Below are 15,998 nucleotides of genomic sequence, written 5' to 3' on the forward strand. Positions count from 1 at the left end.
AGCTCGCCGTTCACACAATTGGCGAGCCGCCCGAAGAAGATGCCGATGGGGGCCACGGCGGCAACTGCATCGCCCACCGGAACAACACGCAAACCATGCCGCCAGCAGAACCAGAGCACCCCGGCAATCACCCCGGCAAAACCGCCGTGAAAGGACATCCCCCCGTCCCAGACCCGCAGAATATCCAGCGGATTGGCCGCGAAATAGGCAGGCTGATAGAACAGCACATAGCCCAGTCGCCCGCCCAGAATAACCGCCAGAATCATCGCGGTCAGCAAATCATCCGTCGCGTTTGGCTGCATCGGCGCGCGTGAGGGCTGCCAAACGGTCTGCCGCCGCATCATGGCCTTCATCATCTGCCAGCCCAGCAACAAGCCGCAGATATAGGCCAGCGCATACCAGCGCAGCGCAAACTCCACGCCGAACAGGTTCAGCCGGAACAATGCGGGGTCAATCGCCGGGAATGTGAAATACTCTTGCATCGCTGTTCGCCTGTTTCGCATCTGTTGACGAAACAACCCACTGTTTGTCAAGCAACGCGTGGACTTTGCCCGTCAACTTCCCATATGTAGGGCAAGGCACCGGCACAAAGAGGATGACGCCATGCAGACCAACAACCGGATTTTTGACGATATTTCGCAATTGATGACCAATGCCATGGGTGTTGCTCAGGGCGCAAAGGACGAAGCCGAGAATGCGATGAAATCCATGATGGACCGATGGCTTGCTGACAGAGAGTTTGTCACCCGCGACGAATTTGACGCGGTGCGGGCGATGGCCCAGAAAGCACGGGAAGAAAACGAAGCACTAAAGGCGCGGCTTGACGCATTGGAAGCGGGTAAAGACTAGCCTTTGTCCGGTTAAGTCAGGGCGAGCAGCAAGTCCACCTCGCCGTGAACCATCCGGCCAGACCGCCTGAACCCAAGCTTTTCGTAAAACGGAACGGCGCCATAGGGCGCATCGACCGCTGACAACACGAGGTTGGCCCGGCCCAATTCCCGGGCATGAGATTGCGCGAACGCAATCGCTTCCCGCCCTACGTTCTGGCCCTGCCGGGCTTTGTCCACCAGCAGCCGCCAGACATATATGCCATCGGAATTGTCGCCCTCATCAAATTCCGCCTCCGGGTGGGCCATGTCGCAAATCGACAGGAACCCAACCGCCTGGTCACCGTCCCAGATGCCAAAGGCTGTGGCCGATGGGTCATAGGCGGCCTGCGCGATGGACACGGCGTTTGGCGCAACAAAGCCTTGTTGGGTTTCCTTTACGCCAAGCCCAAACAGGGCGCGCAGATCTTTTTGTTGCACAATCCTAAACGAATACATCCCGCCTCCATTGCTGGTGCGGGATGCAAGGTATCACATGGGATACGTTTTGAAAGGCCTGTGTCAACGAACCGTCACAGGCGATGAATCAGGCGGTTTTGCGACGACGCGCAACAACACCCATGCCACCAAAGGCCAGCAACATCAGCGGCAGTGCCGCGGGCACTGGAACGGCTGCAACTGTCAACGACAGTGTTGCGGCCTGCGCGCCATTGGAATAGCCCCAAAGGTATCCGCCACTTGTGGTCCCGCCCAGCGCAAACTGGTTGCCCAGCGCGTTGTTGATATCACCGATTGCGTTTGCCAGCGCTACGCTGACCGTCGGCATCTTTCCGGTCCAGCCGGGCGTTGCCACAGCGGTTGAACCATAAAGCGACCCCGAGCCAAGATCGGCAAATGCCGCGGTGCCGCCCGTTCCACTCGTCAGCGAAGACGTTTTTGTGGACACATCGTAAACAGCAAACTTGGCCAAGTTGCTCATGTTCGAGAACTTGCCGTTGCCGCCAGCAATGCTGAGCGTTGCCGACACAACGCGGCCCGTCACACCAGACAGATCAAACGCGAAGAAGTTCCTGTAGGAATTCCAGCCGCTCTGGCCACTGATGATATTGGTATTCGACGTCACGTGCGAACCGTTGGATTTGTACCACCCATTGTCGTACGAGTTGACGGAAACAACCGAAACAGCATGTGCGCCACTTGCGACGGTTGTCAGAACGATTGCCGCAGCAGCCAAACGGATTCCACGGTTAAACTTTGTAAATACAGACACAACGCCCCCTTAATTTCTACACAGACAGTGGCCATTCGGTACGATGAAAGAACAATAGCGTCAATAAAAATTCTGTAAAAGTGTCTCAAATCGGCAGCCTAGTTGAACTATAGTTAATATTACATAGATATGTTGTATTAATATGAGGCAGAACAGCGACTTTTGACTTCAAATTGCAATTTCTAGGTGCATTTGTAGCGCCCACACCTGCCAGAAACAGCGATTGGCGCCGTGAACCTGTTACGGATCACAACGGGCTGGCCGCGCCCTTGTTGGCATCCTTGCCGGGCGCGGTAATGAATTTGGGCAAAATGGGCGGCAGCGCAGAGCCGTGCCTAGCCCCGTGCGTTGCGTTCCGCCAAAAGCCGCAGCCGCAGCGCGTTGATCTTGATAAAGCCCGCCGCGTCCTTTTGATCATAGGCACCAGCGTCATCTTCGAACGTCACATGTTGTTCCGAATACAGCGACTGATCGGACCAACGGCCAACACAGCGCACTGACCCTTTGTATAGCTTCAGCCGCACCGTGCCGTTGACATGGGCCTGGCTGGTATCAATCAGCGCCTGCAACATGTCGCGTTCCGGGCTGAACCAATAACCGTTATAGATAAGCTCGGCATATTTCGGCATCAGCTCGTCTTTTAAGTGCATCGCGCCGCGGTCCAACGTAATGGATTCGATCGCACGGTGAGCTGCAAGAAGGATTGTTCCACCCGGTGTTTCGTAAACACCACGAGACTTCATACCGACAAAACGACCCTCAACAAGATCAAGACGTCCGATACCATTTGCCCCACCCAGCTCATTCAACTTGGTAAGGATCTCGGCAGGGGACATTTTTTGACCGTTGATTCCAACCGCATCACCTTTTTTGAATTCAATGGTGATCTCAGTTGCTTCGTCCGGCGCATCCATTGGCGAAACAATGCGCTGATAAACATGTTCACCAGGCGCAATCCATGGATCTTCCATCTCCTTACCTTCAGAGGAAGTATGTAGAAGGTTGGCATCAACAGAAAACGGCGCTTCGCCACGTTTGTCTTTCGCGATTGGAATTTGGTGCTTTTCAGCAAAATCGATCAACTTTGTACGAGATGTCAGATCCCATTCGCGCCAAGGTGCGATAACCTTGATATCCGGGTTTAATGCGTAGCAACTAAGCTCGAAACGAACCTGATCGTTTCCTTTACCGGTTGCACCATGAGCAACAGCATCTGCACCTGTTTCTTCGGCTATTTCAATCAAACGCTTGGAAATCAACGGGCGTGCGATTGACGTTCCCAAAAGGTAAACACCTTCGTAAACCGCGTTGGCACGGAACATTGGGAAGACAAAATCGCTGACAAATTCTTCGCGCACATCTTCGATATAGATATCTTTAACACCACAAGCTTCTGCTTTCTTACGGGCTGGCTCTAGCTCTTCACCTTGACCAAGATCCGCTGTGAAAGTCACAACTTCACAATTGTACGTTTCCTGAAGCCATTTCAGGATTACCGAAGTATCAAGTCCGCCTGAATAGGCAAGTACGACTTTTTTGATATCGCCCATAAGAGTTCACGCCTCTGCAAATAGTGGCCATGCCGCAAGAAGGCATAAGTGCCGTTAGTTGGTAAATCTGCCGGGAGTATAGGTAAATCCTGATCCAGAGCAAGTATTGTCCGTAGGATTTATGGGGAAAAATACAATTATTTTACCTAATCAAATTAGTCTATTCACCTAGAGATCCAATACGACTTCCCCCTCATCACTATAATGCCCCGTTGGCATTTGTGGCACGGCTGAACAAAGAAGAACCTCATCATCTGCAATTCCCGCTGAATACCCTTTCGGATAAGAAACAGCACCAGACTTCAATTTCGTTACGCAAGCACCACAATTTCCTGATCGACAGGAAAAATCCGGGAAGAAACCATTTTCTTCGACAAACTGTAGTAAGCTTCCCTTTTCTGGGCGCCATTCTGCCGCTTGACCTGTTGACGCAAAACGAACCATGACAGGTTCTTGAGGGAGATCGCTTTGGTCAGCCATTTCGAGACTGCCGCGACCTTCTTCGGAACTTGTTTTTAACTCCGTCGGGGATTTAAGAACCATTGAAGGTCCAAAGGTTTCATAACGAATACGTTCCTCGCGCACGCCCAGTGTCCTCAAGGTTTCATAGACCGATTTCATAAATTTTTGAGGACCACAGAGATAAAAATCGTAATCATCAAGGGACAGATGTTCCCTCAACAAATTGAGATCAATACGCCCTTGATCTTGAAACCCTTTACCCAAAACATCAGAAGATTCTGGCTGAGAATAGGTGTTATGCACTTCAAAGCAGTCAAACCATGTCGCCAAGGCATTTGTATATTTTCCAAAGGCGTGCTCATTCCCATTCCGCGCCCCGTGGATAAAATGGACTTTACGCCCACGAGAGAACTTTTTCTCTTGCTCCAATAATGCTTCGGCCATGGCCATCATTGGCGTCACACCGACACCGCCAGAGAGAAGAACCACAGGACGCGTACTTTCTCTATCCAGATAAAAGTCACCGCGCGGCCCTTGCGCTTCAATAATGTCGCCGGGTTTCATACGATCATGGAGATGTCTGGAAACCGATCCAGCTTCTTCGCGCTTGATTGACAGGCGATAATACCGACCGTTAAAAGCATTCGAAATTGTGTAGGTTCTTCTTACCTCTTGTTTTCCTCCCGTTAGCGTCTTGTTCGGGATATCAACCCGTATTGGTAAGTGTTGACCGGGTTCATAGTCAGCCAGTGCCTTTTTATCTTCCGGGACCAGATAAAAGGATGAAATGCTTTTGCTTTCTTTCTCTATTTTAGCGACCACATAACGCCGCCACGCATCCCGATCCTTTAAAGTAAAAAGCACCTTTTCAGCTTCTTTCCAAGTACCTGTTAGATTAAGAGAAGGGGAATAGCTCTCAAATTTCCAGGCCTTCGTCAGGCTCTTTTCAACAAGGCGTACCTCTTCCACCTTAATCTGCACCAATCGTTGAGCATCAGCAAAAGCCTGAACTTCAGGACCATCCCAGATGACTTCAGCTTCCCCCGTAATATAGAGAAGATCGCCAGTTTCAAAATCAGGAACCAGCAAACCAGCTTTCGGATAAACCTCTATGTTCCCAAAAGTATTAAAGTGGTTATTTCCCGGGAAATCAGGAAACAATAATGTCGTGTCATCAACAACCTTTAGAAAACCCGGTTTGCCGCCACGGTGGGACACATCCACACCAAAACGATGATCACTATTATCCGGATAATAAGCAGTTGCTATAAAGAAAGTATCCGATTTGCCAATGATGCCTTTAGCCGTTTTACCCAAAATCTCAGAATGTTTTCCTGACTTTTCTTCCAAAGTTTTTAGAACTTCTAGTTCAGAGTTTTCATCATAGGCGGGCGTACGCGCTTGTATATATTGTGGGCAATTGCCAAAGCTCTGATCAACGTCAACAGTAAACCCGTTTTTAGCCGTTCGCCCGCGCACCTTACCTGCCAGGCGATTTCGACGCCGCGTATGGAATTCAATTCCTAAAAATCCTAACGGAGATCCGATTTCCACGTTTTCTGACAAGGGATCCCCCGATAAAGGTGCGTTATCAATAACCAGCGTTTCTCGATCAGGTGAACTGATAAAGCCAGATTGACCAACAACCATTGATGCCCATGGACGCCCTTTTTGATCCAATGATCCGACAACAATTTGCGGCAGTTGCCCATAAAATTCACGGTGTTGGTCTGGTAGAAAGTTTCGCACAAATTTAGGCGCATAGCTGTGAACATTCTCCAGAACTCCCACTCGCCGCTGTACTGCCAGCTCTCCTTTGTGAAAAGGCGTGGTTTTTGGATCAAAAAAGGATGTGTTCATAACTGAACTCCTTATTCATTCTTATTTTCTTGGAAGGATAGAACGAGAACTCTGAATCACTCACTTATGTTCAGAGTTCTCGTATAAACCTTTAATTAAGCCGCATCACTCAAAGGTGTTTTTTGCATACCGACAAAATTTGGCAGTGCTTCAATTCTGGAGATCCAGATCTGAATGTTCGGATAGTTTTGGAGAGAAACACCACCTTCTGGTGCATGCGCAATATAGGTATAGGCTGCAATATCTGCGATCGTTACCTTTTCTCCAACCAGATACCCCTGATCATCAAGGATCTTGTTCATTGTTTCAAAAAGCGCTGTCGCACGAGCTTTCGCAACATCATGATCAAGATTTGCCCCAAATACAGTTACCAAACGCGCCGAGGCAGGACCGGATGCAATCGGGCCCGCTGCGATAGAAAGCCATCCTTGAATTGCTGCTTCGTTCTGTGCAGAACCCAAGCTCCACGCCTCACCACCATACGTTCGGGCTAGATAAACAAGAATGCCATTGGAATCCCACAGGACGACACCATTATCATCTAGGACAGGTACCTGACCAAAGGGATGCATTTTCAAAAATTCTGCGTCCTTATGCGCACCAGCCATCAAGTCCACATCAACCAAATCATGCTCAAGACCCAGCAGAGAAAGGAACAGTTCAACACGATGCGCATGACCAGAAAGTGCATGGCGATATAATTTAATCATTCTTCTAATCCTTAGAGGCTTAAATCAAAATTGGAGTCGTTCGTTTGAGAAACGGAGTGTTACCCGCCCTCCTGAACATAAAATAATTCGCTAGATATTCATTTACTATCCATACATACTGGACATAATTATAAACAAAACAGATATAATAATGGATACACTCGAGAGTATGCGTGTTTTTACCGCAGTCGTAGAACACGGCAGTTTCACCGCAGCCTCAAAAAGCCTGGGCATCTCAACAATGCTTGCCAGCAAGCATGTAAAAAATCTCGAAGAAAAAATACAAGCACGATTACTCAACCGCACGACACGTAAAGTAAGCGTCACAGAGCTTGGACAAGCCTATTATGATCGATGCCTGCTCATTATCGAACAAACCGATGAATTGCATGACCTTGTAGGTGAGCAAACAAATACGATAAAAGGTCACCTTCGTATCACTGCCCCCAGAGTGCTTGGCGAAGAAATCGTTGTCGATTGCGCTAATGAGTTCATGAAACTCCATCCCGAAGTCACTATGGATTTAAGATTGGAAGAGAGAACCGTAGATATCATTCAAGAAGGGATTGATGTCGCGGTAAGATTGGGCGCCCTCAACGATAGCAGTTTAATTGCCAGACACCTCGCCAAATACAAATACCTACTTTGTGCTACCCCTCGTTATCTAAAAAAAAGGGGGATTCCAACACATCCTAACCAGTTAATCGATCACGATTGTATTCTAGGATCAACCATCAGCCCCACCAACCAATTGGACTTTATCGTTAACGGGAAAAAGACGGCGCTAACTATAAAACCCCGAGCACGTGTAAACGCCGCACAGCCCATCAGAAAAATGACGTTAGAAAGCCACGGTATTGGTATGTGCTTGATTTCTACTGTTAGAAAAGACCTTGAAGAAGGCCGTCTCGTCCGGGTTCTTGAAGAGTTTGAAGCCTATGACAGAAGTGCTTATGTGATTTACCCACATCGGCGGCACCTTGCCCCGCGGGTGAAGGCCTTTGTTGACCATGTTGCTCTTCATTTCAAAAAATCAGACAAGGTTGAACACTAGTCGATAAAAGAAGTCCAACTACCTAATTACCAGTTAAACTAAATCTTGGCCTTTGCGGTACTCTCTTATTAATTGGGTAGCCTCAACACGTCGGCGTACCGTGACCTGAGTTAGAATCAATAAATCTAATTTCTATTTGGCCAAAGCTCATGATGGCTATCGATCACAAAGGTATGTTTGTGTACCTGTTTGGGGTGGTAATGCGGGTGGCGATGTGGTTCAGGGCCTTCCCAACCTTCGTGATCGTGATCGTGGTGTTCATCATGGGTGTGCAAATGTAGGTGCGATACTTCCGGATGTACATGAGTCAATACCGCACTATCTTTTGAAGGCCACACAATCATTGCGACGACCAGTCCACCAAACACACCAGCAGCGCTGACAAGGAATGTTTCTGATAGCCCAAGATACAAGCCCAACCAACCAGCGGCCGGATAGGCAATAAGCCAGCAGGCATGGGATAACGCAAAGTGGCTGGCAAATAATGCGGGAAGATCCTGTTTATGGGCGGAGCGCTTCAACAATAAACCGCCCGGTGTTTGGATCAAGGAAGTCCCTGCCCCAATCAGGCACCAAACGACCAAAGCAAAGTTATAGGACAGTTCCAAAGAGCCTGCAACAAGCGTGATCAGCAGAACCACAGCTCCCAAAAGCATAATGGATCTAGGTTCAAACTCATCGAGTATTTTCCGTAAGCTCAAAGCAACACACATCGAACCTAGACCTGCTGCCCCAAGAAAAACAGCGACGTCACTTTCGGCACCACCAAGGACTTCACGCACGTAAACAATAGTATTCACGATGACCATGACACCCGCTGCTGAAACAACAAAACTCAATGCAAGCAACCCTCGCAACCGAGGTGTCGCCAGATAAATCCTTGTACCTCTAGATACTTTGCGAAAGAAATTTCGCTCTTCTTCTGTTGGTTCAACTTTGGGGAGAACAACCGAAACCACAAGTAAGGCAGACGCCAAGAAACCAATGATCGTTCCTAAAAACAGCCAATGAAAACTCATAATCGATAATAACAGCCCTGCAAAAAGCGGGCTCAATAAGGCTTCGAGATCATACGACAAACGAGATAAGGAGAGCGCTTTGGTAAAATCACTCTCTTTAGGCAAAACATCCGGGATGGTCGCCTGAAATGTCGGAGTAAAGGCAGCAGAGAACGACTGAAACAAAAATACCAAAAGATAAATCTGCCAGACTTCAGTGACAAACGGCAAAAATATAACCATTCCTGCGCGGCATAAATCCAAAATGACTAAAAAACTCTTACGTGGAATTTTATCTGCAAATGCCCCAACGACAGGCGCAATTCCCACATAGGCAACCATTTTAAGTGCTAGTGCTGTTCCCAAAACAGCACCCGCATTTTCCCCGGCCAAGTCATAAGCGAGAAGGCCGAGTGCTACCGTTGTTAATCCACTCCCCATAAGGGACAAAATCTGAGCGGTAAACAAAGTTCGGTAAGTCTTGTTTTTCAGAACGCTGAGCATAATAAAAGTCTTACAGAATGATTAGTTACTTCGTAACGCTATCCCCCCATAGGGGATAAATCAAGAATCCTTTCTCAAGAAAAAACATAACTAAGTGAATTTATTAATAAATACATTAAGGGATTCTATGATTATAAATAACTGTATTAATTTATCTTTTTATACCTATCGAAGAAAAATAAAAAATTTCACCATCGTGACAAATTATTTACCTTTTGCCCTTTAAGCTTCGGGTCAAAATTAAATAGAGCAGTAATTGTGCGGTTAAGGAGCAAGAGGTATGAACGTCCCAAATACTAATAATTCCCATGAAGAGGGCGTGAGGGAAGATAAGGTTGGCGACATGCCTAATACAGGTAGAACCAATACCATCGCAACAAATGACGATGTAAATAACCATAATCCGCTGGAAGGTACTGAAATAACCCAAGCTACAGAAGAAGAAGCACCACAAATAAAATTTGGTATTGGTAAGCGTCTTATTCTTTCGTTTGGTATTGTTGCTGCCATGACAATTTTGGTGAGCTTCATTAGCTGGTATAATCTAACCAAGATTTCCCAAACACAGGTCGCACTGACAGAAGAAACTGTTCCGGCCATAACCTCTGCACTGAAGTTATCTGAAGAAATATCAAGACTGGCTGCAACCGCACCCCTTTTAGAATCTGCATCAGACACAGCACTAAGAGATCAAAGGTTTCTAGAGTTACAAAGCTCTATTTTGTCTGCTCAAGGTCACCTTTCGAGCTTAGGCGAACTAAATGTGAGCCAGGAAACAGTTAATAATATCCAAACGAGCCTGGGGGATATTGGACCAAAAATTGATGAACTGCGCGAACTTGGGAATGAAAAACAAACCTATGCCGTTCGCAGAGAAGAACTGGGCAAACAGCTTTCGTCTTACAGAGATCTCGTTGCCAAGGAAATTTCGCCTCACCTTATCAAAGTACGACTTGCCGTCATTGACGGAGAAGGAGAACCACTCCAACTTTTCCAACTTCAACAAGGCCTGTTGGACTTCAAAGGATCGACCAACCTTCTCATTGGCCTTCTTGCAGAGGGTGGACAGACGAATACACTGGAAGATATTGAAAAAATTGAGCAGTTATTCCTGACATCTTTGGGATCAATGGCAACACCGCTTTCGAAGCTATCCCAAACCCAAAAGGTGGAGAAGCTCTCAGAACTTTTCCAAAACCTCTTAACTCTCGGCAGTAAAGGGGATCTTCAGAATAACATCTTCGCGCTTCGCAAAGCTGAATTAACAGCGCAAAACAAAAGCAACGCGATTATGGAAGAAACAAGAACAATCGCAGAGAACCTCTCGGGACAAATCAGCGAATTGGTCAATAATACGGAAGCTGGGATTGCTGTCACCGCAAAAGAAAACAAAGCATCATCCAAACGAACTGAAATTATTATGATTGTGATTGCAGCAGCTTCCCTTCTTGTATCAGTTTTGATCGGATGGCTTTATGTTGCGCGTTCTTTGCTGAGACGATTGATGGGTCTTGTCCAATCCATGGAACAAATTGCCAACGGCGACTTGACCACCAGCATCATGCGTAACGGAAACGATGAAATCAGTAAAATGGGCTTTGCTCTAGCAGAATTACGTAACATTTCAAGAGAAGCAGAAGCCTTAAAACAAGAGCAAGAGCTTAGCCAGGTGCGTTTAGAGGAAGAAAAGCGCCTCAACGCAGAGAAGCTCGCCAATGATTTCGATGCTTCTGTTGGTTCTTCTATCAGCATTCTCTCTAGTAATGTCACCGTAATGCGTGATCAAGCCAAAGAAATGCAGAACTTGGCCGCGGGATCACAAAAAGAAGCCCAGGAAATCAGTGGTGCAAGTGAAGCTATGTCCAATGACATTTCCACTGTTGCCGCCGCAACAGAAGAACTTTCGGCCTCAATTTCAGAGATTTCAAATCTCGTAAATAAATCAACGGACTGCTCACACAGTGCCGTCGAACGTGCCGCCACAATGAACGGTAATATTTCTCGCCTCAATGAAGGCTCGCAAGAGATCGAAAATGTCATCAGTATGATCAGTGGCATTGCAGAACAAACCAATCTTCTTGCCCTCAACGCGACCATTGAGGCTGCTCGCGCTGGCGAAGCAGGCAAAGGATTTGCCGTTGTTGCTGCCGAGGTCAAGAACCTCTCAAATCAGACTACATCAGCCACGGAAGATATTCGTTCTCTCATTGGCAACATTCAAAACGAGATAAGTAGTGCCGGCGGTGCGGCAGAACAAATTGATAACGTCATCAAAGAAATCAATGAAATCGCTGGTGGCATCTCAACGGCAGTAGAAGAACAAGGTGGCGCAACCCGAGAAATAAGTCAGACGGTCAACCAGTCCGCAAACAATTGCTCGGTCATTGCTGAACGTGTGCAAGAAGTTTCCACAGCCTTAAGCAAAACAAATCAATCTATGGAGCAGGTCATAAACGGTGTCCAGAAAATTGATGAAGAAAGTTCACTACTCACTGAGAATGTGGACCAATTCCTGAAATCAGTTCGCGGACAGTAATACGAAGACAAAATCAAGCCCCGGGTATGTTAATGCTCGGGGCTTTTTCGTGTCTTATGACACAGCTTGCATCACCAGAGATATAGCAATAGTCCACATGACGATGCCAATAAAACTGTCCAGTATACGCCATGCTATCGGACGCTTGAATAAAGGGGCCAACCACTGCGCCCCTAAGCTGAGCGAAAAGAACCAAACAAAAGAAGCAACAACAGCCCCCAGCCCAAACCATATTCTGGTCTCTGCAGGGTATTGCCCGCCAATGGAGCCCAATAAAACCACTGTATCCAAATAGATATGCGGATTAAGCAAACTAATGGCCAATGTTGTTAGTACGGCCTTGATAAGAGTGTCCGGACCTGTGTCCTGTTCTGCCATCAGCACAACAGGGTTTAAAGCTGACCTGAATGCTTTCAAGCCATATACAAAAAGAAAAAGAGCACCACCCCAAACAGCTAAATCAAGAAGCAAGGGGCTTGATGTGATCAACACCCCCATACCAGCCACGCCAATGGTGATTAGTAGCGCATCAATAAGGCTGCAGAGCCCCGCAATAAGATATTGATTATTTTGGCGAAGCCCTTGAGTAAGAACATACGCATTCTGTGCCCCAATCGCGATAATCAACCCGGCACCAATTCCCATGCCTTTTAAAAAGGGTACAGCAATCCCGAACATTATCCCATTCCTATAAAACCAATTGAAGCCACTGAGTTCCATCCTCAACGGCTTCAATTTATTCAATCACAAGAAACAAGTAATGCTAATAATTTTTATGTTACATAAGAATTACTAATTAAGCTTCATCTTCCTGCACGATCCAAGGTTCAGCCTTTCCTGCTTGTTCCCATTCCTGCCAGGCGGATAGATCTGTCATCGCTGAAGAATAGCGTTTAACGACGGGATCATCGCTCAACTGATACTTAGCAATACGGTTCACAACCGGGGCAAACATTGCATCAGCGTTACAAAATTCCCCAAACAGAAAAGGCCCCCCGGACTTTTCCAAACAATCGCGCCAGATATCAACGATACGTCGGACATCTTTATGAACACCATCAGAAACATTCATCGCTTCGTCCTTACGGCGCATGTTCATGGGACACTCAGCTCTTAAAGACATAAATCCCCCATGCATTTCATTTGAAATACACCGGGCTTTCGCTCGGTCAGCTTGATCAGCAGGCCACAAACCTGCATCTGGAAATTTCTCTGCTAGGTATTCAAGTATCGCCAGCGATTCCCATACTGTCAGCTCACCGTCTATGAGAACCGGTACCTTTTTTGTCGGTGAAAAAGCCGCAAAATGTTTGTGCCCCGTCGATTCATCAAATTGAGAAAAAACCTCTTCAAATTCAATTCCTTTCACCTTCAAGGCAATCCAGGGGCGTAAGGACCAGGATGAATAGTTTTTATTAGCAATAATCAGCTTTAAATCTGACATAACAACCTCTAGGGATCAGTCGTGGAGCAAAGAAAACAAGATAAGAGAATCACACTATGATCAATAAATCCTCCGTCTACTACCAACTATTCTGCTTTTGGCAGCACTTATCTGAACTTTGTCATTTTTCAGTACACCTTTTCAGTCAACAAAAACCTCTCTACAGTCGACCTAATGAAATAAGATAAGTATTAGCAGAGCTAATTATGTTTGATTATCGACAACTTGCTGCACTCAATGCCATTCTCGAAGAAGGTAGTTTTGAGAAAGCTGCAAAAAAATTATTTATAACCCAATCTGCCGTTTCTCAACGTTTACGACAGCTCGAAGACAGTCTAGGGCAAACACTCGTTGTTCGCGGTACCCCGCTTACCGCAACGGTCTCTGGTCAACGCCTGCTCAAACACTATAAACAAGTCAGCCTGCTGGAAAACGAACTGGATACAGAGCTCAAAAACCAGAATAGTGAAGATTTCACCAGCCTCACAATCGGTTTGAATGCGGACTCCATCGGTACATGGTTCTTCGGAGCAGTTAAAAGCTTTGCTGAAGAGAATAAAATACTGTTGGAGCTCAAAGTTGACGATCAGGAACAAACCCATCACCTTTTAAGAACTGGCGAAGTACTTGGCTGTATTAGTGGCAGTCCCCTTGCGGTTCAGGGATGCCGTTGTATCCCTCTGGGCCAGATGATTTATCAGCCTTTGGCCTCTCCTGATTTTGTAAATCACTATGCGCCAAGGGGCCTTACCAAGGACAATGCATCCAGCACCCCCGTCGCCGTCTTTAATCGCAAAGATCCCTTACAGCACCGCTATTTGGAAAATAAATTCGGCATCACGGACTTCCCTCATCACCTTATTCCAGCCTGTGATGGCTTTGTTGATGCGCTAGTCAAAGGATTTGCCTATGGCCTTATTCCCAATCAACAGGGGCAACCTTACATTGATAGCGGTGATCTGGTTTCTATAGATCCCGATCATAAAATCCCGGTCCCTCTTTATTGGCACATCTGGAATTTACACACCGACATAATGAAGGGCCTGACAAAAGCATTGGTTTCAGAAGCAAAGCGTGTGCTCACACCGCTTCCGAATTGTTAAACTCTTTAGTCTTGCTACTTGTCAGGATGTGACTGCATTATCACCACAAATATTTTAATATAGCGCCCAAAGAATAAAGAACAAAATCAATGCAAGATCGTAAATATTATACCGAAGCTAATCGCATTTCCTGGAATGAAGCTGCACCGCGGCACGAAGAAAGAAATCAGCAAAAGCTGTTGCAAGACGTCACGCATACAGATTTCAATGCTTTGGAACCCGAGCTCACAGAAACTTTAAAGCGTTTAGATATTCAGGGAAAACGGGTCGCTCAAATTTGCTGTAACAACGCAAAAGATTTGCTGTCTGTTATGAAGATGGGCGCAAGTTATGGCCTAGGTGTCGACGCAGCCTCGGCCTTTATCGAACAGGGAAACGAACTGATCACAGCAGCACACTATCAAGACAAAATGGAATTGCTCGTCAGTGATGTATACCACATTCCAGACCAGTATAAGGAACAGTTTGATGTCGTTTTAACCACTGTTGGCGTGATGAGCTGGATGCCTGATATCTCTGCCTTTTTTAAAGTAATTCACAGCCTGATTAAGCCAGGTGGACACTATGTCGTCGAAGAAATGCATCCTGTGTTACTGATGTATGAGGCGGATAATCAGGGCGTATCAAGACCTCTTTATTCATACTTTAAAAAAGATCCGTGGAAAGATACTGACGGCCTGGATTATTTCGGACACGTTGAATACGAATCAAGCCCAAGCTATAGCTTTCAACATAAGATGGATGACATCCTCATGGCGGGGATCAATCTGGATATGAATTTGAAATATATTCGGGAAATTGATCGGGATATTTCAAATTTTTGTATGGATCTCGAGCATCAAGAAGCGAAGCCACCCCTTGGCTTTAATATGATCATGCAAAAGCAAGGATAACATCTTGTCCCAATGATCCTAATAACGCAAAAGAAGGTCCGTAAATCCCGGGTTTTCTTTTGTTCTATTATTCTGCGGCACAGGGTTTCTTGGTTTTGCGCTTTCTTTCCGATTCAGATTTCAACTGACCACAGGCGGCAAGAATGTCTTCGCCTCGTGTTGTACGGATCGGCGCTGACACACCCTTTTCAAAAAGATAATTCGAAAAACGGCGGATCTGATTGTTTGAAGAACACTCAAAAAACGATCCCGGCCAAGGGTTAAAAGGAATCAAATTAATTTTTGCTGGAATACCCTTTAGAATTTGAAGCAGTTTCTTTGCATCTTCCATAGAATCGTTCACATCCTTGAGCATAACATACTCAAAAGTAATGCGACGGGAATTACTGACACCCGGATATTCACGACAAGCATCCAACAGCTCTTTCAGGGGATACTTGTTATTGATTGGCATAATCTTGCTTCTGGTCTCGTCGTCAACCGCATGAAGAGAAACTGCAAGATTTACACCTAAATCAACACCACAGCGTCGAATTTCGGGTACAACGCCAGATGTTGAAAGTGTAATGCGTCGTCTTGAGATGGTCAGCCCTTCTCCATCCATAACGATCTTCAAAGCCGCTTTTACATTTTCATAGTTATAAAGTGGTTCCCCCATTCCCATCATCACGATGTTTGTCACCCGACGTCCGGGCGCAGAGCTTGGCCACTCTTCCATGGCATCTCTGGCATGAATGATTTGGGAGACAATTTCGTTAGGGGACAGATTACGAACCAGCGGCTGCGT

15 protein-coding genes are annotated in these 15,998 nt (G+C 46.5%); 5 read left to right on the forward strand and 10 right to left on the reverse strand.

Features of this window, described 5'->3' with window-relative positions; translation table 11 throughout:
• The coding region (lgt, locus tag Q0241_RS13000; protein ID WP_299378127.1) for a prolipoprotein diacylglyceryl transferase at positions 1-482 on the reverse strand (482 nt) is incomplete at its 3' end.
• A gap of 121 nt (positions 483-603) precedes the next feature.
• Between lgt and Q0241_RS13005 the strand changes: the two genes are divergently transcribed.
• Entirely contained in the window at positions 604-849 is a 246-nt protein-coding gene (locus Q0241_RS13005) for an accessory factor UbiK family protein (RefSeq protein ID WP_299378130.1), read from the forward strand.
• Positions 850-860: 11 nt separating this feature from the next.
• On the opposite strand, the gene Q0241_RS13010 is transcribed toward Q0241_RS13005, so the two are convergent.
• The 5 genes from Q0241_RS13010 to Q0241_RS13030 all read right to left on the reverse strand — a co-directional run bounded on the left by Q0241_RS13010 (position 861) and on the right by Q0241_RS13030 (position 6,679).
• On the reverse strand, positions 861-1,307 hold the full coding sequence (locus tag Q0241_RS13010) for a GNAT family N-acetyltransferase (RefSeq protein ID WP_299378132.1): 447 nt from the start codon (positions 1,305-1,307) through the stop codon (positions 861-863).
• A 106-nt stretch (positions 1,308-1,413) separates the two neighbouring features.
• A complete protein-coding gene (locus Q0241_RS13015; protein ID WP_299378135.1) occupies positions 1,414-2,097 on the reverse strand; it encodes a VPLPA-CTERM sorting domain-containing protein in 684 nt (227 codons plus the stop codon).
• A 335-nt stretch (positions 2,098-2,432) separates the two neighbouring features.
• A complete protein-coding gene (locus Q0241_RS13020) occupies positions 2,433-3,647 on the reverse strand; it encodes an argininosuccinate synthase (protein ID WP_299378137.1) in 1,215 nt (404 codons plus the stop codon).
• Between the two features lie 168 nt (positions 3,648-3,815).
• Positions 3,816-5,969, reverse strand: coding sequence for a pyridoxamine 5'-phosphate oxidase family protein (locus Q0241_RS13025; RefSeq protein WP_299378139.1), 2,154 nt, complete (start codon positions 5,967-5,969; stop codon positions 3,816-3,818).
• Between the two features lie 95 nt (positions 5,970-6,064).
• Entirely contained in the window at positions 6,065-6,679 is a 615-nt protein-coding gene (locus Q0241_RS13030) for a glutathione S-transferase family protein (RefSeq protein WP_299378141.1), read from the reverse strand.
• A gap of 151 nt (positions 6,680-6,830) precedes the next feature.
• On the opposite strand from Q0241_RS13030, the gene Q0241_RS13035 reads away from it, so the two are divergent.
• Positions 6,831-7,733, forward strand: a complete 903-nt coding sequence (locus tag Q0241_RS13035; protein WP_299378144.1) for a LysR family transcriptional regulator — start codon at positions 6,831-6,833, stop codon at positions 7,731-7,733.
• A gap of 125 nt (positions 7,734-7,858) precedes the next feature.
• Here the strand turns inward: Q0241_RS13035 and Q0241_RS13040 are convergent, their stop codons facing one another.
• Positions 7,859-9,235 carry an MFS transporter gene (locus tag Q0241_RS13040; RefSeq protein ID WP_299378147.1) on the reverse strand — a complete coding sequence of 459 codons (1,377 nt, stop codon included), beginning with the start codon at positions 9,233-9,235 and terminating at the stop codon, positions 7,859-7,861.
• Positions 9,236-9,515: 280 nt separating this feature from the next.
• On the opposite strand from Q0241_RS13040, the gene Q0241_RS13045 reads away from it, so the two are divergent.
• Complete coding sequence (locus Q0241_RS13045) at positions 9,516-11,771, forward strand: methyl-accepting chemotaxis protein (RefSeq protein WP_299378149.1); 2,256 nt, start codon at positions 9,516-9,518, stop codon at positions 11,769-11,771.
• Positions 11,772-11,825: 54 nt separating this feature from the next.
• On the opposite strand, the gene Q0241_RS13050 is transcribed toward Q0241_RS13045, so the two are convergent.
• Positions 11,826-12,449 carry a LysE/ArgO family amino acid transporter gene (locus Q0241_RS13050; RefSeq protein ID WP_299378151.1) on the reverse strand — a complete coding sequence of 208 codons (624 nt, stop codon included), beginning with the start codon at positions 12,447-12,449 and terminating at the stop codon, positions 11,826-11,828.
• A 118-nt stretch (positions 12,450-12,567) separates the two neighbouring features.
• Positions 12,568-13,215, reverse strand: coding sequence for a glutathione S-transferase family protein (locus tag Q0241_RS13055; RefSeq protein WP_299378153.1), 648 nt, complete (start codon positions 13,213-13,215; stop codon positions 12,568-12,570).
• 206 nt (positions 13,216-13,421) lie between these two features.
• Between Q0241_RS13055 and Q0241_RS13060 the strand changes: the two genes are divergently transcribed.
• Positions 13,422-14,318, forward strand: coding sequence for a LysR family transcriptional regulator ArgP (locus Q0241_RS13060; RefSeq protein WP_299378155.1), 897 nt, complete (start codon positions 13,422-13,424; stop codon positions 14,316-14,318).
• A gap of 89 nt (positions 14,319-14,407) precedes the next feature.
• Positions 14,408-15,211, forward strand: coding sequence for a class I SAM-dependent methyltransferase (locus tag Q0241_RS13065; RefSeq protein ID WP_299378157.1), 804 nt, complete (start codon positions 14,408-14,410; stop codon positions 15,209-15,211).
• 67 nt (positions 15,212-15,278) lie between these two features.
• Here the strand turns inward: Q0241_RS13065 and rlmN are convergent.
• Positions 15,279-15,998, reverse strand: a 720-nt coding sequence (gene rlmN, locus Q0241_RS13070) for a 23S rRNA (adenine(2503)-C(2))-methyltransferase RlmN (protein WP_299378160.1), incomplete at its 5' end; no start/stop codon positions are given.

This window comes from uncultured Kiloniella sp., assembly GCF_937128705.1.
Classification (GTDB): Bacteria; Pseudomonadota; Alphaproteobacteria; order Kiloniellales; family Kiloniellaceae; genus Kiloniella.

Bases quoted from the DNA above. Each gene is read 5' to 3' on its own strand.
- Q0241_RS13005 (WP_299378130.1), top strand. From the start codon at position 604: ATGCAGACCAACAACCGGATTTTTGACGATATTTCGCAATTGATGACC.
- Q0241_RS13020 (WP_299378137.1), bottom strand. From the start codon at position 3,647: ATGGGCGATATCAAAAAAGTCGTACTTGCCTATTCAGGCGGACTTGAT.
- Q0241_RS13025 (WP_299378139.1), bottom strand. From the start codon at position 5,969: ATGAACACATCCTTTTTTGATCCAAAAACCACGCCTTTTCACAAAGGA.
- Q0241_RS13030 (WP_299378141.1), bottom strand. From the start codon at position 6,679: ATGATTAAATTATATCGCCATGCACTTTCTGGTCATGCGCATCGTGTT.
- Q0241_RS13035 (WP_299378144.1), top strand. From the start codon at position 6,831: ATGGATACACTCGAGAGTATGCGTGTTTTTACCGCAGTCGTAGAACAC.
- Q0241_RS13040 (WP_299378147.1), bottom strand. From the start codon at position 9,235: ATGCTCAGCGTTCTGAAAAACAAGACTTACCGAACTTTGTTTACCGCT.
- Q0241_RS13045 (WP_299378149.1), top strand. From the start codon at position 9,516: ATGAACGTCCCAAATACTAATAATTCCCATGAAGAGGGCGTGAGGGAA.
- Q0241_RS13050 (WP_299378151.1), bottom strand. From the start codon at position 12,449: ATGTTCGGGATTGCTGTACCCTTTTTAAAAGGCATGGGAATTGGTGCC.
- Q0241_RS13055 (WP_299378153.1), bottom strand. From the start codon at position 13,215: ATGTCAGATTTAAAGCTGATTATTGCTAATAAAAACTATTCATCCTGG.
- Q0241_RS13060 (WP_299378155.1), top strand. From the start codon at position 13,422: ATGTTTGATTATCGACAACTTGCTGCACTCAATGCCATTCTCGAAGAA.
- Q0241_RS13065 (WP_299378157.1), top strand. From the start codon at position 14,408: ATGCAAGATCGTAAATATTATACCGAAGCTAATCGCATTTCCTGGAAT.